This is a genomic window from Actinospineispora spinosispora DSM 44797 (assembly GCF_000429025.1).
Classification (GTDB): domain Bacteria; phylum Actinomycetota; class Actinomycetes; order Mycobacteriales; family Pseudonocardiaceae; genus Pseudonocardia; species Pseudonocardia spinosispora.
This window is the reverse complement of sequence record NZ_KE386836.1, coordinates 89,540-111,986: the sequence shown is the minus strand read 5'-3', so window position 1 is coordinate 111,986 and position 22,447 is coordinate 89,540. Positions and strand designations below refer to the sequence as shown.

Below are 22,447 nucleotides of genomic sequence, written 5' to 3'. Positions count from 1 at the left end.
GCCATAGCAGCCCACAACACTCACGGGTTTCTTGGTTACGGTGTAGCTCTCCTCAGCAGAGAGGCTGGAGCTTGCCGGAACCGCAACCCCGTACACGCCAGGCGCTGACCAAGGAACGCGTGGTGCACGCCGCCGTCACGATCATCGAGCGGGACGGTGAGGCCGCGCTGTCCATGCGCAGGGTGGCGACCGAGCTCGGTGTGGCGCCGATGTCGCTGTACAACCACGTGCCGAACAAGGCGGCGCTGCTCGACGGCGTCGCCGAGTTCATCATGACCGACATGCGGTTCGCGTCCGACCCGGACGCGGACTGGCAGCAGCAGACCCGCAACCTGGCACGGACGTTCCGGGCGATCACCCGCCGGTATCCGCGCAGCGTCCTGCTGGTGATCACCCGCCAGCCCAAGTCCAGTGTCGGGATGCACGCGATGGAGCTGGTGCTGGCCTCGGTCCGGGACGCCGGCTTCGACGACCCGACCTCGGTCCGGCTGGTGCGCACGTTCGTCTCGTTCATCCTCGGCGCGATGATGCGCGAGGTGGGGGTGACCGACATGGTCACGGAGGACGGCATCTCGGCGTTCAAGGCGGAGCTGGCCGAGGCGAAGCTGACGAACGTCGAGCAGCTGCTCCCGATCCTCGCGGTGCACGATCACGAGGGTGATTTCGAGTTCGGTCTGGAGTTGTTGATCGGCGCGATGTCCGCGCTTCCGCGACACTAGGCCGACACTGGAGCACCGCGAGTCGAGGAGGACCCTGGTGAGCGACGAGGTACTGGTCGAGCGGCGTGACCGGATTCTGATCATCACGATCAACCGTCCCGAGGCACGCAACGCGATCAACACGGCGGTCGCGGAGGCCATCGCGGCCGCGATCGACGAGCTCGACGGCACCCCGGAGCTGTCGCTGGGCATCCTCACCGGCGCCGGCGGCACGTTCTGCGCCGGGATGGACCTGAAGGCGTTCGTCGCGGGCCAGCGTTCGTCGCTGCCCGGCCGTGGTTTCGGCGGGATCACCGAGGCGCCGCCGACCAAGCCGCTGATCGCCGCCGTCGAGGGCTACGCGTTGGCCGGCGGTTGTGAGCTGGTGCTCGCCTGCGACCTGGTGACCGCGGCCGACAACGCGAAGTTCGGCATCCCCGAGGTCAAGCGCGGCCTCGTCGCCGCGGCGGGCGGCCTGATGCGGCTGCAGCACCGCATCCCGCCGCACGTTGCGATGGAGCTGGCGTTGACCGGCGACTTCCTGGACGCGAGCGACGCGCATCGCTACGGCCTGGTCAACCGGCTCACCCCGGCCGGCGGCGCGCTCGACGCGGCGCTCGGGCTCGCCGACAAGATCGCCGCGAACGGCCCGCTCGCGGTCGCCGCGTCCAAGCGGATCATCGTCGAGTCGGCCGACTGGTCGCGTGCCGAGATGTGGGAACGCCAGGCCGCGCTCATCGAGCCGGTGTTCAGCTCGGCGGACGCGATCGAGGGCGCGAAGGCCTTCGCGGAGAAGCGCGCACCCGTCTGGCAGGGCAAATGACTCACGGTCAGGTCAGCGCGGCGAGGTGATCTGCACCGGCGCGCCCCAGTCGCGGTAGCGCATGTCCGTGTTCGAGTTCGGCGACTGCTGTGAGTGGGTCCGCAGTAGCCGGTGATCGCCGTCGAGCCACAGGGTCTGGGTGCGGGCGTCCGGGTTCGGCGGTGTCGGCCGGCCGCTGGGGCGCCAGTCCGGGTCGGCGTCGAGCTGCTCGATGGCGGCCGGATCGATGCTCACGGTGAACTTGGTCGCGGCAACCCCGTCGAGCCGGTCGGGCTCGGTCCTGACCAGGGTGATCGCCGGAAGGTAGTGGCGCAGCGGGTTCACCACGCCCGCCGAGCCGCGCGCGCCTTTGATCACCGCCGCGTCCTGGGGCAGCGTCGAGTCGAGCGGGGTGTCCTTCCAGTCGGTCCCCTTCCCGGTGATCGAGGACGGCAGCAGCCTGACCCAGGAATGCCCGGGCAACAGGACGGACTCGGAGCCGTCGTTCGCGCTGCCCGGCGGGCGACCGTCGCGGGCCGGCCACTCCGTGTGGGTGTGCACGGTCTGCGAGAACCAGGTGTCCTCGTCCTCCACGCGGGCCTGGAACTCGGCGGTGACCTTGGTCGACGTCCCGTTCTCCGGGGCGAAGGAGTTACTGACCATGGTGGCTTTGACCGTGCCGTCCCGCTGGAGCTGGGCGTCGATGGCCTCACTGATCTTCGCCGCGGTGTCCAGCCGACCGTCACCACCAGGCAGGCCCACCCACGCGACCGCGGCGACCAGCACCGCCACCACCGACGCGCAGGCCAGCGTGATCCACAGTGTCCGGTTTCCGGTGGACCTGGGCGCAGCGACCACCACCGTGCGCACGGCCTGGGTCGGCGCGGCGGCATGGTCGATGACCTCGGTCGCCTCTCCTCGTGAGTGTTGAGTGTGGCTATAGCCATACTCAACACTCACGAGGGTGGTGGCGTCCGTGCGCAGTTCGTCGGCCAGCTCGGCCGCGGTGGGGCGGTCCGAGGGCTCCTTCGCCAGGCAGCGGTGCACGATCGCCCGCAGCGCATCCGGGACGGCGGACACGTCGGGTTCGTCGCGGATGACCCGCAGCAGCATCGCCACCGCGTTGCCGGTATCGCCGAACGGCCCGCGCCCGGTGGCCGCGAAGGTCAGGACCGACGCCAGCGAGAAGACGTCCGACGCGGTACCGATCTCGCCGTCACCGCACTGCTCGGGAGACATGTAGCCGGGGGTCCCGGCGAACTTGCCGGTGTGGGTGATCCGGGTGGCGTCCACCGCGCGCGCGATGCCGAAGTCGATGAGCCGGGGCCCGTCCTCGGCGAGGATGACGTTGGACGGCTTGACGTCACGGTGCACCACGCCGGCCGCGTGCAGGCCGGCGAGCGCCTCGGCCAGCCGGGCGGCCAGCACCGTGACGCGTTCGCCGGAGAGCGGCCCGTCCGACCGCACCGCGTCCTCGAGGACGGCACCGGGGACGTACTCGCTGGCCAGCCAGGGCCGATCGGCCCGAGGGTCCGCGTCCAGCACCCCCGCGGTCCACGGCGCGGCGACCGATCGCGCGATGTCGACCTCACGGGCGAACCGGGCCCGGAACCCCGGGTCCTCGGCGAACCCGTCGTGGATCACCTTGACCGCCGCGAGCCGACCGGCCCGGTCGCGGCCGAGATACACCCGCCCCATCCCGCCGGAGCCGAGCACACCGAGGAGCCGGAACGGGCCCACCCGGGCGGGATCGGTGCCCCGCAGCGGGTCGGTCACTTCTCGATGACGCTGACCGCGTCCACACCATTGGTTCCGGCCAGGTACAGCACCCGGCCGTCCGGGCTCTTCCACGAGTAGACGATCGGGCGGGTGAACTGCGTCGTGGCCAGTACGGCGCCGGTCCCCGGATCGATCGCGTGCACGGTCCTGCGGGGATTGTCGACCGCGAGCAGCCCGCCGCCGGGCAGGGACTGGAACGCACCGACGAAGCTCGGGATGTTGACCCGGCGCAGCACCCGGCCGCTACCGGTGTCCAGGACGTTGATCAGACCGCCAGTCATGCTCTGCGCATACACTTCGCGGCCGTCCGCCGAGATGTCGAGCGCGTTCGCCAGGAGCACCGGGGCGATCGGGGTCTCCCGCCCGGCGGTGATGTCCACCCGCACGAGGGGCGCGCCGAGCTGCGAGACGTACGCGACCGCGCCGTCGCTCGACAACGCGACACCGCTCGCCATGATGCTGACGTCGGGGAGCGGCACGACCGCCGTGACGGTGCGGCTCACGGTGTCCAGCACGGTCAGCTTCTTCGTGGCCTGGAGCCCCCCGGTGATCAGGGCGATGTGCCGGCCATCCCTGCTCGTCGCCCCTCTGGTCACCAGGGCGAGGTCCGGGATCGGCAGCTTGGCGAGCACGCTGCCCGAGTCCGGGTCGCGGATCTCCATCCCGTCCCTGCCCACGACGAACAGCGCCCCGTCCGACGCGACGAACAGCCCGTTCGCCGAGATCCCGAGCGGGAGCGGCAGGGTCCGCACAACCTGCTGGGTCCGGGTGTCGACGACCATGATGGTGGTCAGCGCGGCGATGTAGGCCCTGCTGCTGTCCGGCGCGACGGCCATGTAGCCGATTCCGCGGTCGACCTCGATCGGGGTGGAGGTGCCGAACGCGACCGGCCGGGTCGGCGGTCGGACCGACTCCGAGGTGCCGCCGCCGGGCACCGGGCTGCCTCCGCTCGACCAGGGCGCCCACAGCACCAGACCGAGGACGAGCGCGGCGACGACCGAGACGGTCAGCAGCGCCAGGGTGGTACGTCCCGGTCGGCGGCCGGTGCGGATGAGACCGGTCAGCCTGCGCAGCGCGGTGTTCGTCGGGGTGAAGCCGGCCGGGAGATCGGGAGGGGTCCAGGCTTCCTGGCCCGGTTCCCGAACCGGACGATCGCCGGTGGGCGGCGGTTCGGCGAGCTGCGCGGCGGCGGGCGGTGGCCAGCTGCCCTCGGCGGGCGGGCTGGTCCAGTGCGCGAGCCGGGTCGCGAGCTGGCGTGCGGTGGGACGCTGGGCAGGGTCCTTGGCCAGACAGTCGTGGAGCTCGTCGCGCAGCGTCGCCGGCAGGCCGCTGAGGTCGGGTTCGCTCTCGGCGACCCGCAGCAGCATCGCCACCGGGTTGCTGGAGGTGCCGAACGGGCCGCTGCCGGTCGCGGCGAACGTGAGGACGGCGGCCAGCGCGAACAGGTCGGTCGGTGGTCCGCCGTCCTCACCGCCCGCCTGCTCGGGCGACATGAACGCGGGTGTGCCGATGGTCAGCCCGGTGCGGGTGATCCGGCTGCTGTCCATCGCGCGGGCGATGCCGAAGTCGACGAGGCGGGGCCCGTCAGCGGCCAGCATGACGTTCGACGGTTTGAGGTCGCGGTGCACCAGCCCGGTCGAGTGCAATGCGGCGAGGGCGTCGGCCAACCGGCTGGCGAGCACGCCGAGCGACGCCTCCGGCAACGGCCCGGTCGCACCGACGGCATGCTCCAGCGACGGTCCGTGGATGTACTCGGTGGCCAGCCACGGACGGTCCGCCGAGGCGTCCGCGTCCAGCAGCGCGACGGTCCACGGCGCCCGGACCCGAGCCGCGATGTCGATCTCCCTGGCGAACCGCCGGTGGAACTCGCGGTCACCGATAAACGCGTCGTGGACGACCTTGACCGCGGCCCACCGCCCGGCGGGGTCCCTGCCGAGGTAGACCTGCCCCATGCCGCCCGCGCCGAGCCGCCGATGGATCTGGAACGGGCCGACCGTCGCCGGGTCCCCAGTACGCAACGCCCCGGCCATGCAAGCCCCTGCCCAGCGGTGGTTCATGATCGGTGAAGGTCAGCAGGCTACCTTGCGCATTTGTTATAAGTCTCGTGATAAGACGGATCAACGACCGCCGGAGCGAAGCCGCAGGAACCCCAGCTTGGGCATGTCGCTCGCCATGCCGCCCACGGTGCTCTCCAGCCCGGGCAGCCGGTCGGCCATCTCGGTGACCCGCGCGGACATGTCGAGCACGGCCAGCACCATCTCGGCGCCGACCCGGACCAGCGCGAAGATCAGCACGACGACCACCGGTACGACGAGCAGCGCACACAGCCCGAGCCACCATGTGGTCGTCATGGCGGCCACGATCAGCCCGCAACCGCCGATCGCGACCAGCAGCATCAACGTCTGCACCGCGACGGGGAGCAGCCGGGCGGTCAGGCCGACGTCGAAACGCGCACCCAGCAACACAGTCCAGGTGCCGGTGGAACCGCCGCCCGACGCCAGCAGCTCGCTACTCGGCGGCTCGTCCTGCTCGTTCACGGTCCTGCCTCCCGATGAATCGTGTGGCGTTCCGGACTGCTGACTGTAGCAAGCACCTAGCTAGCGCCTGTCGCGTCCGAGCTCACAGTGCGCTCGCTCTCAATCAATTCTCCGGAGCAAACATGGGATGTTAGGTTCACCTTGTACCTCGAAAGGGTGAATCATGCCACTGAAATCGACCGAGCGATCGAGCCTCGTGGACCAGGTGATCAGTCAGCTCCGGCTGCTCATCGAGAGCGGTGAATGGCCCGTCGGAACGAAGATCCCCGCCGAACCGCTGCTCGTGAGCACGCTCGGGGTCGGCCGCAACACGGTGCGCGAAGCGGTCCGGGCGCTGGTGCACAGCGGCATGCTGGAACCGCGCCAGGGCGACGGTACCTACGTACGCGCCGACGACGACCTGGGCATCGCGGTGCTGCGTCGGCTGCACCGCGCCGGCATGCTCGAAGCCCTCGAGGTGCGGTCCAGCCTGGAACGCGACGCCGCGCGTCTCGCCGCCACCCGCCGCACCGCTGCCGACGTCGCGGAGCTGCGCGCCGCGCTGGCCGAGCGCGAGGCGGCCTGGTTCGCGGGCGACGAGCAGCAGCTGATCGTCGCGGACCTGAGGTTCCACCGGGTCGCGGTCGGTGCCGCGCACAACGGCATGCTCGCTGACCTCTACGGCCATCTCACCGACGGGCTGCGCGCGGTCGTCGAGACCGTGCTGCAGGGCCCCGGCGACGAGGAGGTGCGGTTCCAGGGTGCCGCGCACTGCGCGCTCGTGGACGCGATCGAAGCCGGTGACGCGGACGCCGCCCAACGGTGTGTTGAGCAGTACATCGGCGAGTCCGCCTACTCGCTGCGCCTCATGGACGAGGCCGAGTCATGAGCAGGTTCCAGACGATCTGGCTGGCCATCGGCGTCGTGCTGCTGGCGCTGAACCTGCGCCCACTGGTGGTCGCGGTCGCGCCGCTGCTGGGTGCGATCCGCGAGGACACCGGCATGTCGGCCGGAACGGCCGGACTGCTGACCACGCTTCCGGTGCTGTGTTTCGGACTGCTCGCGCCGCTGGCTCCGCGCCTGGGCAGACGGGTCGGCATCGAACCCGCGCTGATGATCACAATGGTGATCATCGGGGTCGGCGCGGCCGTGCGGCTGCTGCATCCGATGGCGGCGCTGCTGGTCGGCACGGTCCTGATCGGCGCGGGCATCGCGCTGGCGAACGTCCTGATCCCCGGTGTGATCAAGCGTGACTTCCCCACCCAGGTCGCGGCGATGACCGGCGTGTACACCATGACGCTGTCCGGCGGACCCGCGCTCGCGGCTGGCCTCACGGTGCCGTTCGCGCAGGCCACCGGCCTGAGCTGGCGGGTGACGCTGGCGCTGTGGGGGCTGCTCGCGGTCATCGCGATCCTGGTGTGGCTGCCGCAGGTTCGTCGGCACAGCCGGGTGCGCGCCTCCGAGGTTCGCGCGGCGGAACACCCGGTACGCGGACTCTGGCGCAACCCGCTGGCCTGGGCGGTCACCTGCTACATGGGTCTGCAGTCGATGATCTTCTACACCGCCAGCGCCTGGCTGCCGACGCTGCTCACCGGCGCCGGCATGACCAGCGGCGCGGCGGGCGGCATGCTGTCGCTGGCCAACATCGTCGCCATCGCGGGTGCGTTCGCGGCGCCGACGCTGGTCGGACGCGGTGTGCGGTCCGGTTGGCTGGTGCTCGCCGGTGCGGCGCTGTCCGCGATGGGCTTCGTCGGCCTGCTGGTCGCGCCCGTCGCGCTGGCGTACCTGTGGATGGCATTGATCGGCATCGGCACCGGGTTCGCGATCAGCCTGGCGTTGCTGTTCATCGTGCAGCGTGCACCGGACATCCGGCACACCGCGCAGCTGTCCAGCATGGCCCAGTGCTTCGGCTACCTGCTGGCCGGCATCGGCCCGGTCACCCTGGGCGCGGTCCACGACCTCTCCGGAGGCTGGACCCTTCCCCTGATCCTCCTGGCCCTGCTCCTGGTCCCCCAGGCGGCAACGGGCCTGATCGCCTCCACCAACCGCCACGTCACCAGCACCACCGAAACGGCCGAGCCACTCATTGCACTCAAGGTGGCTCCAGGGGTCTCCCGCAGGGAGTTCAGTGCGGAGCACTGCACAAAACGCACCAGGCGAAGCAGAACGTAATCAGACAAGCGCGCGGCCGGCGCCGCCAGGCGACGGCCTTTTACCGAGTGGGCCCCCGAAGGGGGTCCGCGAGGGGAAAATCCCCAGGCAGAGGCCCGTCAGGGCCGGCGCCTGGGAGCGTTTCCGGTTGCGGGCCCCCGAGCCCGAAGGGTTTGGGGGGTCCCTGCCGGAAACGCTACGCGCGAAGGCCTGCCCTGAAGAAGTCGACCTGCAGCAGCAGGAGGTTCTCCGCGACCTCCTCCTGCGGGGTCATGTGTGTGACACCGGACAGCGGCAGCACCGTGTGCGGCCTACCGGCCGCCAGGAGCGCGGAGGACAGCCGAAGCGTGTGCGCGGCGACCACATTGTCGTCGGCCAGACCGTGGATGAGCATCAGCGGACGGCTCAGCTTCTGCGCGTCGGCCAGCAGCGAGGACCGCTCGTAGGCGCCCGGTTCGACGGCCGGGTCCCCCAGGTAGCGCTCGGTGTAGTGGGTGTCGTACAGCCGCCAGTCGGTCACCGGAGCACCCGCGACCGCCGCATGGAACACGTCGGGTCTGCGCAGCACCGCCAACGCGGCCAGGTACCCGCCGAACGACCAGCCACGAATCCCGACCCGCGACGTGTCCAGCTCGGGATGTGCCGCCGAGGCGATCTCCACCGCGGCGACCTGGTCCTCCAGCGCCGGCGAGGCCAGGTCCCCGAACACCTCCCGCTCATAGGCGGGCCCGCGCCCCGGCGTCCCCCGACCGTCCGCGATGACCACTGCGAAGCCCTGGTCGGCGAACCACTGGCTGGTCAGGTAGGCGTTGCGCGCCGAGAGCACCCGCTGCGCGTGCGGCCCGCCGTACGGGTCCATCAACACCGGGAGCCGCTCACCCGCGCGATGCCCCGACGGCAGCAGCACCGCGGTACGCGGCCCGCGCGGCCAGGTCGTGGCCGGCGGGACGAGCGACAGCCGCACCGGGAGATCCGGGGACTCGGCCAGCGAGGCGATGGTCACCTTCTGCCCGTCGGCGGGATGCACCGTGACGCTCACCCCGTCGGAGTCGAGCGTCTGCGCGGTGATCACGGTCGTCCCGCCGCCGCGCCGCCCACCGAACACGCCGGGCTCCGGGGTCAGGCAGCTCAGCCCGTCGCCGGGCCGGTAGGTCCACAGCCGGATGTCGATCGGGTCGTCGCTCGCGGTGAACAACACGGTGTCACCGTCGACGTCGAGCACCGAACGCACCTGCAGGCTCGGCGGGGTGACGGCCTCACCGCCGACGACCAGCACCCGGGCCTCGATGCCCTCGTCCGATCGATACGACTCCGCCGTCCACACCAGCGTCCCGTCCGCCAGGTGCGCCGGGACGCCCGGGACGATGTCCACCCAGGCCTGGTCGCTGTTCCGGACGACCTCGCTGGTCGCCCCGGTGGCGGTGTCCACCCGCAGCACCGTGATCGTGCGCTGGTCCCTCGGCTCGACACTGATCAGCAGATCGGTGCCGTCCCAGGTCGCGTCCGCCAGGTACTCACCCGACCAGTCGACCCGCGTGCGGCGGCCCGTCCCGTCGAGCAGGAACAGCTCCGTGGTCGCGTTCGCGGTGCCCGCCGCCGGATAGGGCAGCACCGTCGCGGGCCGGTCCGGGTTGGCCGGGTCGGCGACGTGCCAGCGCACGACCGGTGCATCGTCGGTGCGCGCCACCAGCACGGCGTCGCCGGAGGGCGACCACCAGTAGCCGCGCATACGGCCCATCTCCTCGGCGGCGATGAAGTCGGCGAGCCCGTAGCGGACCGTGTCCGACTCCGGCTCAGCCAGCGCCGTGGACGTGCCGGTCGCCCGGTCGTACACCCGCAGCGCACCGCCGCTGACGTACCCGACCCGGTTGCCCGCCGGATCCGGTCGAGGATCGATCACTCCCGGTGGTGTGCTCACCCCACGGACGGCGTCCACACCGGTCAGATCGGCCAGGTAGAGGACTCCGGCGAGCGTGAACGCGGCCACCGTGTGCCCCGCGTCGGTCGCATACCCGACGATCCCGCCCGCCTGCTCCCGGCTGCGCTCGCGGCGCGCACGCTCCTCGGGCGGCAGCTCCGCGTCGGGGTCCGCGAGCGCCGCCGGGTCCGCGACCAGCCGTTCCTCACCGGTGGCCACGTCCAACGACCACAGACACGTGACCGGATCGCTCCCGCCCTTGCTGCGCAGGAACAACACCCGAGAACCGTCCGGGGAGATACTGAACCCTCGGGGTGCCCCGAGGCTGAACCGCCGAGTACGTGCGTGCCGCTGAGGAAAGCTCACGGGATTATTGTGCCTGTCCCGCGCGGAGTGTTTCTGTGACCACCCCGGCTCGCGCAAGCGCTCGCTGGGGTGCTCCCAGAAACACAAGCCGACTTCGTCGGCCCGGCGCGCGCTTGTTGTCACCCTGGGAGCCGCCTCCTTGCGTTGGCGACAGTGGGTGCGGACATTCACTGCCCGGCCTTCGCCGGAACTCCTTCGGAGACTCGCGGAGCCGGCTCAGCCGTTGCCCGGTTGAGCCGCCTACGCCCGAACTCCCTCGGACACTCGCGCGGCCGGCTCAGCCGTCGCTGGGTTTGGTGCCGGCGGGTGTCGTTGCTTGTTCGTACCAGGTCAGGAAGAGGTTGTAGGCCTTGTTCACCTCTGCGCGGTCGCCTGTCGCCAGGAGATCCATCAGCAGGCCCCTGGTGACCGCGACGCCGAGCCTGGCGACAGTGTCCGCGTCCGCTCCCGGTGCCGCGAAGCCCTGGGCGGTGGCTCGCTGCCAGGACTGGATGTCGCCATCCAGCAGCGCGGTCGCGGGTTCGCGGCCCTGCAGCGCCTGGCCGTAGATTTCGAAGAACAGCCGGACATACGGTTCGAGGGCCGGGTCGGACACGCGCTGCCACAGCCGCCTCGGCCGGTCGGCCGGCTCCAGGGTCTCGTCGGCCACCAGTTCGTTCCAGGTGTCACGCTGCGCGGCCTCGACCGCGCGCACGACCTCGGTGAGCAGGCCTTCCTTCGACCCGAAGTGGTAGATCAGCATGCGATGGCTCGTACCGAGTGCCTCGGCCAGCTCACGCAGGCTCAGGTCGCTGATGCCCCGCGTGCCCAGGTAGTCCATCGCCGCGGCCAGCAGGCGTTCCCTCGGCGGGACCGAGGGCACTAGCGACCGCCGCGCAGCGTCTCCCGGACGAAGGTGATCAGCTTCTGACCGCCGTCGCCCCGGCGCAGCACGTCGTAGCCCGCGCGGATGGTGCGGGACGCGATCAGCTCCACAGCGGGCGGGTAGATCCACACCTCGCCACCGAACTTGGTCTTGAACAGGTCGGGGCCGGGCAGGGCCTCCTGGTCGACCGGGGCGCCACCGCGCAGCAGCTCGACCGACTCCGGGCGAAGGCCGCCGAAGTCGTACGCGCGGTATCCGTTGGCCTTGCCCCAGCAGATCGCTTCCCAGATCATCGCGCTCGCCACGTTGAGCTTCGCGGCTTCCTTCGACGTCCGGTCCAGACCGGTGATGCGGCTCTTCAGCACGCCACCGGACCCGCTGAGCAGCTCGGCGGCCACCGGCGTCCCGTCCAGCTCACCGATCAGCAGGACGACGTGCCCGCCGGGCAGCAGCTCGTGATAGGTCGCTTCCAGGTACTCGGTCGGGAACGGGGTGAAGCCCTGGTACTCGGCCGTGCTCGCGGCGAGCCGGGCGAGCAGCGGGATGTCCCGCTCATCGCCGACCCGCACCTTGACGCCGCGCTGCGGCCACTGCCGCGTCCAGGTGCGCAACCGCCTGGTCAGCCCGGACAGCAGCTCCTCGTCGGTCTGGGTGAGGTCGACGCGCATGGTCGCGGCGGGCGCGATACCGGCCTTGGAGAATCGAAAGCCGTTCTGCAGCAGGTCGAGCGTCGTGTCGTCACCACCGTCCGGCGGCTGGACGAACAGCGCGAGGTGCGCACGCGCGACCTTGGTCAGTGCACCGGCCAGCCGGTGTCGCACCGCACCCCGGGTGACCACGAGATCGTCGGAGAGCACCGGGCCGTACGGCAGGTAACCGACCCAGCCGAGACCGCGAATCTTGCGGCGCAGCACCATCGCGCCGCCGAGCAGCCACGGGCCGGACGAGGCGAGCACGTACAGCGGCTCGTACTCGGCCTGCTTGCGCACCGTCGCCCAGCCGCTCAGCTGGGAGACGTCGGTGTTATGTGTGGTGGCAACCAACTCGTCCCACGCGGTCAGCAGTTCCTGCTCGGGAGCCGAGCTGATGGTGATCTTCAGGTCGTCGAGCAACTGCTTCGCCCTGGTCCGATCCGCGGTGGTGACGCCGGCGCGCCCGGCCTTGGCCGAGCCACCCTTGGTCGGCTGCGAACCGACCGAGGCGGCCTTCGAGGCCGGGGGGACCTGCATTGTCCGATGCATCCTTAGTGAACGAGAGCCCGCCGTTCTCCTGACCGAGAACCGCACACTTCGAGGTTACCTGAGCGTCGCCAGGCTTTTGGCAGGCCTGAGGTCTCAACCCGGATACGGCCGTCAGAGAAACGTCACCGCAGGTCAGGGACGTGCGCCCGCCTCAGCAAGATCTCGACGCACGATCCCGGATGATCCACTTGTGCCCACACACAAGCCTCTTGCGCCTCAATCCGACCCGGTTCCGAGCCCGAGCGCGGCGGGTGCCTGAGGGTCGGAGTCGGTCAGGAGATCGAGACAGCGGGTGGCCTCGTCCGCCTCACCGATCGCCGAGGCGGCCCGCGACAGTGCGGCGACGGCCCGCAGGAACCCCTGGTTCGGCTGGTGCGCCCACGGCACCGAACCGAACCCCTTCCAGCCGTTGCGGCGCAGCGCGTCCAGGCCCCGGTGGTACCCGGTGCGAGCGAACGCGTACGCGGTGACCGGCTCGCCCGCGTCCAACGCGCGCTCGGCCAGGGTCGCCCATGCCGCGCTCGACGCCGGGTGAGCGGCGGCCACCGCGGTGGGGTCGGTTCCCTCGGCCAACGCGTCGTCGACGGTCGGGTCGGCGGGCAACAACGTGGGTTCGGGGCCGAGCAGATTTCCGTGCAGGCTCATGGATGCCATCTTGGCCTTCCCCGGTGGCTCGGGCCGTCCGGGGTGTCCCCGCTGGCCATCCAGTGTCTACGGGGTGTCCCCGCTGGCCATCCAGTGTCTACGGGGTGTCCCCGCTGGCCATCCAGTGTCTACGGGGTGTCCCCGCTGGCCATCAAGTGTCTTGGCGTGGGTGGGGGGGGTCAACCCCCCGCCGACGCCGGCCTCGCGCTGGTTCCTGGTTGCACGGGTTCGGGGGCGAGGTTTCAGGGTTGACACCACCCACCCACGCCAAGTGCGGGCCAGGATCGCGGGGACGGGGGCAGTCTGCGCGCCCACAGGGTCACGGCTGCGCCGCGCCCCGCCGGCTGCAGCGCGCCCCGGGAGGGGTGGGGGCGGGGTGACTTCGCAGAGCTTCGTGTCGTGTCGCAGATGTTCCAACATCTGCGACACAACACGTGGGTCTGCGAGGTGCGCCAGAACCTCTGCGAAGTGCGCGAAGTGCGCGAGGTCCGCTCCGCGAGTCTCCCCGAAGGGGGTTCAGTGCGAAGCACTGCAAAAACGCAACAGGCGACGCAGAACGCGACCAGACAAGCGCGCGTCAAGCGAGGGCAGCGAAGCCGGAGCGAAGCGACCGGCGAAGCCGCCCAAGTTTCCGGTTGCGGGCCCCCGGAGCGAAGCGGAGCGGGGTCCCAACCGGAAACTTACGACGCGCGGAGGCCAGCCAGTGAGCACAGCGGGCCCGCCGATGAGCTAACCCAGCTTCTTACCCGCCGAGTTCAGGTTCTGGCAGGCGAGGACGATGCGGTCGGCCATCGACAGCTCGGCTTCCTTGAGGTAGGAGCGCGGGTCGTAGACCTTCTTGTTGCCTACCTCACCGTCGATCTTGAGCACGCCGTCGTAGTTGGTGAACATGTGCGTCGCGATGGGCCGGGTGAACGCGTACTGGGTGTCGGTGTCGACGTTCATCTTGACCACGCCGTAGCTCACCGCCTCCTTGATCTCTTCGGGCAGCGAACCGGAGCCGCCGTGGAAGACCAGGTCGAAGGGCTTCGAGCCGGCGGGCAGGCCGAGCTTCTCGATCGCCACGTCCTGGCCCTGCTTGAGGATCTCGGGGCGGAGCTTGACGTTGCCGGGCTTGTACACGCCGTGCACGTTGCCGAACGTCGCGGCCAGCAGGTACCGGCCCTTCTCGCCGATGCCGAGGGCGTCGATCGTCGCGGCGTAGTCGCCGGGTGCGGTGTAGAGCTTCTCGTTGATCTCGTTGGCGACGCCGTCCTCCTCGCCGCCGACGACGCCGATCTCCACCTCGAGGATGATCTTCGCCTTGCTCGCGGCGCCGAGCAGCTCCTCGGCGATCGCCAGGTTCTCGTGCAGCTCGACGGCGGAGCCGTCCCACATGTGCGACTGGAACAGCGGGTTCTCTCCGCGCGCCACGCGCTCCGCGCTCATCGCGATGAGCGGCCGGACGAAACCGTCCAGCTTGTCCTTGGGGCAGTGGTCGGTGTGCAGTGCCACGTTCACCGGGTACTTCGCCGCGATCGAGTGCGCGAACTCGGCGAGCGCGGCGGCGCCGGCCGCCATTTCCTTGACGCGGGTTCCGGACAGGAACTCCGCGCCGCCGGTGGACACCTGGACGATTCCATCGCTCTCCGCCTCGGCGAATCCACGCAGCGCGGCGTTCAGTGTCTCCGAGGACGTCACGTTGATCGCCGGGAAGGCGTAGTCGCCGGCCTTCGCGGCGTCCAGCATCTGGTTGTAGACCTCAGGGGTCGCGATCGGCATTGGGCTACCGTCCTGCTCGGGTAACTGACTCTGTCAACTGATCAGGGCCCAGTATCGCGTAGTCGCGTATATCGGCAACGGGCTTGGCGTGACCCGAGGGGAATTTGCGCATGGAGCCGGTGCCCGAAGAGCCGTCGGGGGCGACTACTACAGTCGGACGGGTGAAGACGGACCGCATAGAAGGGCTCGTCGAGCGCACCCTCACCAGGCAGCGGCGTATCGACGCAGCCCCGGCCTCGGGAACCCCCGCGCAGCCGGGCCATCCGATCGTGCCGGAGCAGGCCCGTGCCGAGCCGATCCCGGTGCCGGACAGTAACCCTGACACTACCGCCGGTGACAGCGACGCGCCCAAGACCCTCGCCGATCTGTACGCGGAGCACCGTGCGCGGCTGGTCCGGCTGGCGGTTCTGCTGGTCGACCAGCAGGCCACCGCGGAGGACGTCGTACAGGAGGCCTTCACCGGTCTGCACCGGCACTGGGGCGGGCTGCGCGACGAGCAGGCCGCTCTCGGCTACCTGCGTACCGCGGTGGTCAACGGCTCTCGTTCGGTGCTGCGCAGGCGGCGCACCGCGCGCGACTACGTGCCGCCGCACATGGTCAACGCCCGGTCCGCCGAGTCGCTCGCGATCCTGTCCGTCGAGCACCAGGCCGTGGTGGTGGCGCTGCGTCAGCTCCCGGCGCGGCAGCGTGAGGTGCTGGTCCTTCGCTACTACGCCGGCATGAGCGAAGCCGAGATCGCGGAGACGACCGGCATCAGCAAGGGTGCGGTGAAGTCGACCGCGAGCCGGGCGCTGGCGTCGGTGGAGAAGGTCCTGCGGGCGGCCGATCCGGTCGACTCCGACTCGTTCGACTTCGGGCGAGGCGCCTGAGATGGACCCGGAGCGAGCTGTGTCACAGGCGCTGCGCGCGCAGGCGGGCAGGCCGATGGGTGGCCGGATGCCTCCCCCACCGCCGAAGCCGTTCCCGACCGGCTGGGTGCTGCTCATCGCACTGCTGGTCGGCGTCCTGATCGGTGTCGTGCTCGCGCTCGTCTCGATCTTCATGCCGGGCACCCTCCCGGCCTTCAGCGGGTAGAGATCCACCTACCGGTACCGTGTGCGCCGTGAGTCTCATCGCAGCGAGCCCGGTCGCGTCAGCACTGGTCCAGACGCAGGTCCTTGCGCTGGGCCCGAAGTGGCTGGACCCGAGCTACCTGCTGAACTCGCTGGTCACGGCCATGGGGCCGTGGGCGATCGTAGGCGTCTGCCTGATCGTGTTCGCCGAGTGCGGCCTGTTGGTCGGGTTCTTCCTGCCGGGCGACTCGCTGCTGTTCACCGCCGGGCTGTTCGTCGCCACCGGCGCCATCGCCGAGCCGCTGTGGCTGGTCTGCACGGTGCTGGTGGTCGCCGCGATGCTCGGCAACATCTGCGGCTACTGGATCGGCAGGGCGGCCGGTCCGCCCATCTTCCAGCGGCCCAACTCGCGGTTGTTCAAGGCCGAGTACGTGGACAAGACACACGAGTTCTTCGAGAAGTACGGCAACCGGGCCGTCGTGCTGGGCCGATTCGTGCCGATCGTGCGCACCTTCCTGACCGTCATGGCCGGTGTCGCCAAGATGGACGCGAGGCGCTATCTGACCTACTCGCTGATCGGCGGCATCGCCTGGGCCGCCGGGGTCACCCTGCTCGGCTACTGGCTCGGCGGGTTCGCCGTGGTGCGCGACCACATCGAGCTGATGCTGATCCTCGTGGTCCTCGTGTCGCTCATCCCGATCATCTTCGAGTTCGTCAAGGCCCGCCGCGAACGCGCGTCACAGCGCGCGAGCGCCGCGGACAGGTAGTCTGGGGCATCGTGAGCACTGTGCTGGCGGCCATCAGCGGTTCCGCCGGCATGGTCGATCCTCTCTCCTCTCTGGCCGCGCACCATCCGCATGCGCCGGAGATTCCCGGTTTCCTCGAGCGCGCGGCTCCGACCACGGTCTGGGTCATCGTGCTGTCGTTCGTCTTCCTCGAGTGTGCGTTCATCATCGGGCTGTTCCTGCCCGGTGACTCGCTGCTGTTCGCGGCCGGCGTGGTGCTGGCCGCGCACGGTGCGGACAGCAGCGCGTGGGCGCTGGTGTTCGCCGCGACGATCGCCGCGATCGCCGGTAACCAGGTCGGGTTCCTGATCGGCCGCAAGACCGGGACGGCGATCCTCGCCCGCAAGGACGGCAAGCTGCTCAACCGGGCCAACCTCGAACGGGCCAGGCTGTTCTTCGACCGCTGGGGGTTCTGGGCGGTCGCGGTCGCGCGCTGGATCCCGTGGGTGCGCACGCTGGCGCCGATGATCGCCGGCGCCGCGCACATGGATCCCCGCCGCTACCTGCTGGCCAACGCCCTCGGCGCGGCGCTGTGGGTGCCGACGCTGGTGATGATCGGCTACTACGGCGCGGGCCTGCTGGCGATGGTGCCCTGGCTGAACCAGGCGGTCATGATCGGCTCGGTCGTCTTCTTCGTGGTCGGCACCGGCTACGGCCTCTACCGGTTCCGCCAGGAGATGCGCAAGCCGGTCGACGACGCCGACCCCGCCGAGGCCCCCGCGAGTCGCTAGATTCCGCGGCGCGAGTCGGGAGATTCCGCGGCGCGAGTCGCGCCTTCGGCGGGTTCCGGTTTTCGTCAGGCGGTCACGATCGTCTTGATGTCATCGCCGCGATAGTGCTCACCGAGCAGCCGGGGCGCCTGGTCGAACGTGCCCCGCGTCGTGACGACCTCCTCCGGCCGGAACCGGCCGGTCGCCATGAGCTCCAAGACCTCCGGCATGAGCGCGCGGGCGTGCGTCCTGGACACGCTGAGCGACGCGTTGCGGCCGTACAGCAGCGCCATCGGCATCCGACCGGCCCGATAGAGCCCGCCGACGCTGCTGCACACACCGTCCGGCGCGGTCTTCTTCATCGCCTCCCACATCCCCCGTGAGGTGGCGCTGGCGGCCACCACGAGTGGGGCCGGCGGCACCCGGCGCAGCTCGGACGGCCGCAGCGCGGTGATGCCGAGCCGCTGCGCCGCCGCGCGCACGTGCGGCCGCACGTCGACCAGCCGGACCCGCCGCGCACCCAGCGCGAGCGCGACCTGTCCCGCGTACAGCGGAACGCTCGCGGCGAACAGCGCACGCGGGGTGAACGCGGCGATGATGAGTACCTCGGTGTCCGGGTCGCGGCGCAGCATCGCCGGCAGGTGCGGGCCGATGTGCCGGTAGGCGTCGCAGATGGTGTCCGACACGCTCGCGGCGGCGACCGGCTCGACACCGTCCGGCAGCGGCAGCAGCATCGCGTCGGCGTAGGGCACGGCGAGCTGCTCGGCGAGCGCCCCGCCCCAGTGCCCGCCGCCGGCGCCGAAGCCGTACATCGACAGCGGCGGCACCGCGAGGCAGTTGCTGGTGTGTCCGGCGAGGCACTTCACGCACGCCCCGCAGTTGATCTGGAACGGCACGCAGACCTGCTGACCAGGACGAACACTCGTCACGTTGTCGCCGACCGCCAGTACCTCCGCGACGCATTCGTGCCCCATGTTCACCGGCAGCGGGAACGGCGTGGCGCCGAGGGCGAGCGCCCGGTCGAGGTCACAGGTGGCGACCGCGATGGGCCGGACCAGCGCGCCGTCCGGCCCGGGTGGCGGCGGCGCGGGAACGGTGCGCCAGGCCAGCCGTCCGCCGCCGGCCATGACCAACGCACGCATGGTGGGCCTGCTCGGATGGCGACGTTCCCGCAGCCGATCGGACGCGGCCTCGACCAGCCGGGAAGCCCGGGCACCGAGGTCACGTTCCACCGCGGCCCGTCCCGCGGCGGCAGCGGCGGGTGAGAGCCCGGTCGCGGTCCGCCGAATGAACCCCCGAGGCCGAAATCGTGTCCCCATCGCCTACCTCCGCGCTAGATAGATCGTTCTAGCGTCATCGTACCGGCGAGTCGAGCAGGTGAGCACACCGAATCGCGGATTTCAGCACAGGGAGGTGTACTGACACGCCCGACTCGGTGTGCTGAGAGCCCCGACTCGCGGGGAGGGGTTACCAGGCGGCGTCGAGGTCGGCGTGCTGGCGGACCCAGGTGTGCATCGCCACACCCGCCGCGACGCCCGCGTTGATCGACCGTGTGGAACCGAACTGCGCGATCGACACCGTCATCGCGGCGACGTCGCGGCCGTCCGCCGAGACCCCCGGCCCTTCCTGCCCGAACAGCAGCAGACAGTTGCGGGGCAGCTCAGCGCGTTCCAGCCGCACCGCCCCCGGCACGTTGTCGACGGCCACGACGACCAGGTCCCGCTCGCGCGCGAACGTCAGCAGGTCGGTGACCGTCGGGTGGTGGCGCAAGTGCTGGTACCGGTCGGTGACCATGGCGCCGCGCCGGTTCCAGCGGGCCCGCCCGACGATGTGCACCTCGGCGGCGGCGAACGCGTTGGCGGTACGCACGACGGTGCCGATGTTGTGGTCGTGTCCGAAGTTCTCGATCGCCACGTGGAACGGGTGCCGCCGAGCGTCGATGTCGGCGACGATCGCGGGCCGCCGCCAGTACCGGTAGGCGTCCACGACGTTGCGACGGTCCCCGTCGCGCAGCAGCTCGGGGTCGTAGCGCGGATCGTCCGGCCAGTCGCCGGGCCACGGTCCGACGCCGACCGGTTCGCCCGCCGTCCACTCGGTCGGCCCGGCGACGTCTTCGTGCTCCGGTGTCACGGTCAGGAGGGAAGGTCCAGGTCGGCGAGACCGAGCACGGTCCGGTACGCCAGGCCTTCCGCCTCGAGAATCTGCCGCGCGCCGGTGTCCCGGTCGACCACGGTGGCGACGCCGACCACCGTCGCGCCCGCCTCCCTGGCCGCCCGCGCGGCGGTCAGCGGTGAGCTACCGGTGGTCGAGGTGTCCTCGACGACCAGGACCCGCCGCCCCACGATGTCCGGGCCCTCGATGAGCCGCTGCATCCCGTGCTGCTTGGCTTCCTTGCGCACCACGAACGCGTCCAGCGCGACACCCTCGGCCGCCGCCGCGTGCAGCATCGACGTCGCCACCGGGTCGGCGCCCAGCGTCAGTCCGCCTACCGCGTCGAACTCCCAGTCCGCCGTCAGAACCCGCATCAACCGCCCGATCAGCGGCGACGCCCGATGGTGCAGAGTCGCGCGGCGCAGGTCGACGTAGTAGTCGGCCTCGGCGCCGGAGGACAGCGTGACCTTGCCGTGCACCACCGCCAGCTCACGCACCAGCTGGGCGAGTTCCTCGCGGTCCCGGTCCGCCGCACCGCCACCCACGCTCAACGGTCCCTCCTGTCGAATCGCCGCAGCACCGCACCCGTCACACGCCTGGGCATCAGGTCGATCACTCCCACCAGAATCTTGTACGTGAGGCTCGGCACCGAGACGACGCGCCCGCGAGCCAGGTCGGCGAGGCTGTCGCTCACCACCCGATCGGCATCCAACCAGAGTGGTCCGGTGCGGCTACCGACGTCCATCCCGGCCCGCTCGTGGAACTCGGTGCGCACGAACCCCGGACACAGTGCCTGTACCCGCACACCGGTCCCGTTCAACGCGATCGCCAGCCCTTCGCTGAACGTCGTGACCCAGGCCTTGCTCGCGCCGTACCCGGCGCTGCGGCTGCCGAAGAATCCCGCGACGCTGGACACGTTGATCACCGCACCCGATCCGCGAGCGATCATCGGGGGCAACGCGGCGTGGGTCAGTCGCAGCACGCTGGTCACGTTGACGTCCAGCTGGTGCTGCAGCGTCTCGATGTCGTGCCCGACGAACGGACCGGACAGCCCCAGCCCGGCGTTGTTCACCAGCGTGTCGACGCCCTGGGCCACCCGTGCCTCGACAGCGGCGCGACCCTCGGGGGTCGCCAGGTCGGCGGCGAGCACCTCGACGGTCGCGGGGACCCGCTGCTCCCACTGCCGCAGCCGGGTTTCGTCACGCGCGACGAGCACCAGCACATCGTGGTCCACAGCGAGCCGACGGACGAATGCGGCGCCGATACCGGAACTCGCCCCGGTGATCAACGCCGTGCGTCGGTCGGGAGACACGCGTCAGGATCGACTGTCCGTGGACCGCCCGGCGTCCGATGTGCGTGACTTCTCGTCGTCCGAGTCGCCGTCCGGAGTGTCGTCGCCCTTCTCGGTGGCCGCCTTGTTCGGCAGCCTGGTCACCGTCGGACGCAACGGCCGGACCGTCGAGGACCGCGACGACAGCGAGCGAGCCCAACCGGCCGCGGCTGACGAGCCGCCGGAGGCGCCGGGCGAACTCTCGGCGGTCGGCTCCGGCTTCGGCTCCGGGGGTGCCGCCGCCTGGGTCGCCTCGGCGGCGGGCAGCTCGGTACGGGTCTCCGCGCGGGCCCTCGGCGCGGCACCGCCGCCCTTGGCCGCTTCCTCCAGCGCGCCCGCGACCTCGACGAGCTGGTCCAGCAGGTCCTGCAGCTGGTCGGGCGCGTAGTCGAGCGGCGCGGTGCACAGCACCCAGGAGTCCTCGCCCCACAGCAGCTCGACGTCGTCACCGATCGCGTCGGCGGCGCGGATCAGCCGAGGCGTGATCAACGGTCGGATCGCGGCGGCGTCGGACACGAACGCATAGCGCTGGCCGACCGGTTCCAGCAGGTCCAGCCCCGCGTCGTCGGGGAGCGGAGCCGACGGGAGCCGCAGCTCGAACGCACCCTTCATCGCGGACCGGCGCTGCACTGCCGCGACCACCGAGCTGAGCCTCCCGGCCTGCTCGTGGTCGAACACGTACACCAGCCGGCGACCCTCGGCGGTCGGCACGGAACCGGTCACCAGGTTGCGCGCCACACCGGGCCCACCCTGGTGGATCGTCCCGTAACGCCACCTGCTCGGGAGCACCGGATCGCTGTCCAGGTACTCCCATTCCTTCTGTTGCGCCCAACGCCGCCGGTCACGCGGCTGGGCACCGCCGGTGCGCTGTGCCGCCCGCAACATCAACAGTCCGAGCACGAGCGCGACCGCGGCGATGATGAACCACACCGAAGTCGGAATACCCACCGCGTCACCCTAACGGTGGTGAGTCCGAAACCGCCGGACCCGAACGGAGTGTGTCCTACTCCGGCGCACCGAACGGGCGACGATCACCCAGCTTCCGCAGCGCGGAGCGCAATTGCACACTCTGTGCGATCACCCACAGCCCGGTGGCCACCCAGCCGATCCTCACAGCCATCTGCCAATCGCCCCAGTCTCCGAAGTTCACCATCTGGACCGTGAAGTAGACCAGCACAAGAATCGCGACCAGTGAGGCGTACGGATGAATCTTGCACAGCCGTTCCGGTCCTGAGTTGGTCGACTCCGCTGCCGCCTTGATCCGCACCTGCCACAGCGGTGGGCCGGGTCTGCTAGCCAGGGCTGTGCAGTACGCGACCACCTCGTCCACGTCCACGGTCGCTGCCACAGGTACAACCACTGACCGGCTCCGATCCAGGAAACTGAACCGGACCGCGCGCAGCAGGCTGCCGGTGTCCTTGTCCCGAGGACCGATACATCGATCGATCTTCCGAACCTCGTTCCAGTGAAACGCCCGCTCCGGGAGAGTCCCCCATACGTTGCCGGCGACTCGATACTCGGCACCGTCCGGATCCAGCAGCAGCGCGGCGCCTCCGGCGACCTCGATGGCGACCTGTTTCCTGGACACAGCGAGGTCCAGGCCCAGCGGATTCGTCAACCACCAACCGGCACGGCCGGCCGCCCATGCCGCCGAAGAAGCCCAATACGCCGCCGAGC

The 22,447-nt window shown here is 70.6% G+C and carries 22 protein-coding genes; 8 read left to right on the top strand and 14 right to left on the bottom strand.

Going from position 1 to position 22,447, the window contains the following annotated elements; translation table 11 throughout:
* The first annotated feature begins 71 nt into the window (after positions 1–71).
* Complete coding sequence (locus G406_RS0137550; RefSeq protein WP_028937835.1) at positions 72–719, top strand: TetR/AcrR family transcriptional regulator; 648 nt, start codon at positions 72–74, stop codon at positions 717–719.
* Positions 720–756: 37 nt separating this feature from the next.
* Positions 757–1,521: a crotonase/enoyl-CoA hydratase family protein gene (locus tag G406_RS0137545; RefSeq protein WP_028937834.1), complete on the top strand. Its 765-nt coding sequence runs from the start codon at positions 757–759 to the stop codon at positions 1,519–1,521.
* 12 nt (positions 1,522–1,533) lie between these two features.
* Here G406_RS0137545 and G406_RS54950 read toward each other — a convergent pair whose 3' ends face one another.
* The 3 genes from G406_RS54950 to G406_RS0137530 all read right to left on the bottom strand — a co-directional run bounded on the left by G406_RS54950 (position 1,534) and on the right by G406_RS0137530 (position 5,816).
* Entirely contained in the window at positions 1,534–3,276 is a 1,743-nt protein-coding gene (locus tag G406_RS54950; protein ID WP_051343216.1) for a serine/threonine-protein kinase, read from the bottom strand.
* Entirely contained in the window at positions 3,273–5,309 is a 2,037-nt protein-coding gene (locus G406_RS54945; protein WP_051343215.1) for a protein kinase domain-containing protein, read from the bottom strand. Before G406_RS54945 ends, G406_RS54950 begins: the two co-directional genes overlap by 4 nt.
* Before the next feature lie 87 nt (positions 5,310–5,396).
* A complete protein-coding gene (locus tag G406_RS0137530) occupies positions 5,397–5,816 on the bottom strand; it encodes a DUF4282 domain-containing protein (RefSeq protein ID WP_028937833.1) in 420 nt (139 codons plus the stop codon).
* Between the two features lie 163 nt (positions 5,817–5,979).
* Between G406_RS0137530 and G406_RS0137525 the strand changes: the two genes are divergently transcribed.
* The gene (locus G406_RS0137525; RefSeq protein WP_028937832.1) at positions 5,980–6,684 is read left to right on the top strand and encodes a FadR/GntR family transcriptional regulator; all 705 of its coding nucleotides are present in this window, start codon (positions 5,980–5,982) and stop codon (positions 6,682–6,684) included.
* Positions 6,681–7,967, top strand: a complete 1,287-nt coding sequence (locus tag G406_RS52290) for a CynX/NimT family MFS transporter (protein WP_064743150.1) — start codon at positions 6,681–6,683, stop codon at positions 7,965–7,967. The genes G406_RS0137525 and G406_RS52290 overlap by 4 nt, the downstream gene beginning before the upstream one ends.
* Positions 7,968–8,142: 175 nt before the next feature.
* Here the strand turns inward: G406_RS52290 and G406_RS0137515 are convergent, their stop codons facing one another.
* The 5 genes from G406_RS0137515 to fbaA form a co-directional block, all read right to left on the bottom strand.
* Entirely contained in the window at positions 8,143–10,230 is a 2,088-nt protein-coding gene (locus G406_RS0137515) for a S9 family peptidase (protein WP_028937831.1), read from the bottom strand.
* Between the two features lie 277 nt (positions 10,231–10,507).
* Positions 10,508–11,092: a TetR/AcrR family transcriptional regulator gene (locus tag G406_RS52285; protein ID WP_051343214.1), complete on the bottom strand. Its 585-nt coding sequence runs from the start codon at positions 11,090–11,092 to the stop codon at positions 10,508–10,510.
* On the bottom strand, positions 11,092–12,324 hold the full coding sequence (locus G406_RS0137505) for a lipid II:glycine glycyltransferase FemX (protein WP_028937830.1): 1,233 nt from the start codon (positions 12,322–12,324) through the stop codon (positions 11,092–11,094). The genes G406_RS52285 and G406_RS0137505 overlap by 1 nt, the downstream gene beginning before the upstream one ends.
* Positions 12,325–12,552: 228 nt before the next feature.
* On the bottom strand, positions 12,553–12,981 hold the full coding sequence (locus G406_RS0137500) for a DUF3151 domain-containing protein (protein ID WP_028937829.1): 429 nt from the start codon (positions 12,979–12,981) through the stop codon (positions 12,553–12,555).
* 729 nt (positions 12,982–13,710) lie between these two features.
* Positions 13,711–14,742 carry a class II fructose-bisphosphate aldolase gene (fbaA, locus tag G406_RS0137495; protein WP_028937828.1) on the bottom strand — a complete coding sequence of 344 codons (1,032 nt, stop codon included), beginning with the start codon at positions 14,740–14,742 and terminating at the stop codon, positions 13,711–13,713.
* Positions 14,743–15,038: 296 nt separating this feature from the next.
* Between fbaA and G406_RS52280 the strand changes: the two genes are divergently transcribed.
* The 4 genes from G406_RS52280 to G406_RS0137475 are packed head-to-tail and all read left to right on the top strand — an operon-like array spanning position 15,039 to position 17,310.
* On the top strand, positions 15,039–15,611 hold the full coding sequence (locus G406_RS52280; RefSeq protein ID WP_245607371.1) for an RNA polymerase sigma factor: 573 nt from the start codon (positions 15,039–15,041) through the stop codon (positions 15,609–15,611).
* Position 15,612: 1 nt separating this feature from the next.
* Positions 15,613–15,816, top strand: coding sequence for a hypothetical protein (locus G406_RS0137485; protein WP_028937827.1), 204 nt, complete (start codon positions 15,613–15,615; stop codon positions 15,814–15,816).
* 28 nt (positions 15,817–15,844) lie between these two features.
* Positions 15,845–16,561 (top strand): DedA family protein, encoded by a 717-nt coding sequence (locus tag G406_RS0137480; RefSeq protein ID WP_425414673.1) that lies wholly within the window; start codon positions 15,845–15,847, stop codon positions 16,559–16,561.
* Between the two features lie 50 nt (positions 16,562–16,611).
* Positions 16,612–17,310, top strand: coding sequence for a DedA family protein (locus G406_RS0137475; RefSeq protein WP_051343263.1), 699 nt, complete (start codon positions 16,612–16,614; stop codon positions 17,308–17,310).
* A 65-nt stretch (positions 17,311–17,375) separates the two neighbouring features.
* Here G406_RS0137475 and G406_RS0137470 read toward each other — a convergent pair whose 3' ends face one another.
* From G406_RS0137470 to G406_RS0137440, 6 genes are all read right to left on the bottom strand, one after another.
* Complete coding sequence (locus G406_RS0137470) at positions 17,376–18,608, bottom strand: alcohol dehydrogenase catalytic domain-containing protein (protein WP_084216671.1); 1,233 nt, start codon at positions 18,606–18,608, stop codon at positions 17,376–17,378.
* A 148-nt stretch (positions 18,609–18,756) separates the two neighbouring features.
* Complete coding sequence (locus G406_RS0137460) at positions 18,757–19,419, bottom strand: TrmH family RNA methyltransferase (RefSeq protein WP_037080683.1); 663 nt, start codon at positions 19,417–19,419, stop codon at positions 18,757–18,759.
* A gap of 2 nt (positions 19,420–19,421) precedes the next feature.
* On the bottom strand, positions 19,422–19,991 hold the full coding sequence (pyrE, locus tag G406_RS0137455; protein ID WP_028937822.1) for an orotate phosphoribosyltransferase: 570 nt from the start codon (positions 19,989–19,991) through the stop codon (positions 19,422–19,424).
* Positions 19,988–20,752, bottom strand: a complete 765-nt coding sequence (locus tag G406_RS0137450; protein ID WP_028937821.1) for an SDR family NAD(P)-dependent oxidoreductase — start codon at positions 20,750–20,752, stop codon at positions 19,988–19,990. Before G406_RS0137450 ends, pyrE begins: the two co-directional genes overlap by 4 nt.
* 3 nt (positions 20,753–20,755) lie before the next feature.
* Positions 20,756–21,718: a type III secretion system chaperone family protein gene (locus tag G406_RS58605; RefSeq protein WP_211241383.1), complete on the bottom strand. Its 963-nt coding sequence runs from the start codon at positions 21,716–21,718 to the stop codon at positions 20,756–20,758.
* Between the two features lie 55 nt (positions 21,719–21,773).
* Positions 21,774–22,388, bottom strand: coding sequence for a hypothetical protein (locus G406_RS0137440; RefSeq protein WP_156935363.1), 615 nt, complete (start codon positions 22,386–22,388; stop codon positions 21,774–21,776).
* Between the last annotated feature and the right edge of the window lie 59 nt (positions 22,389–22,447).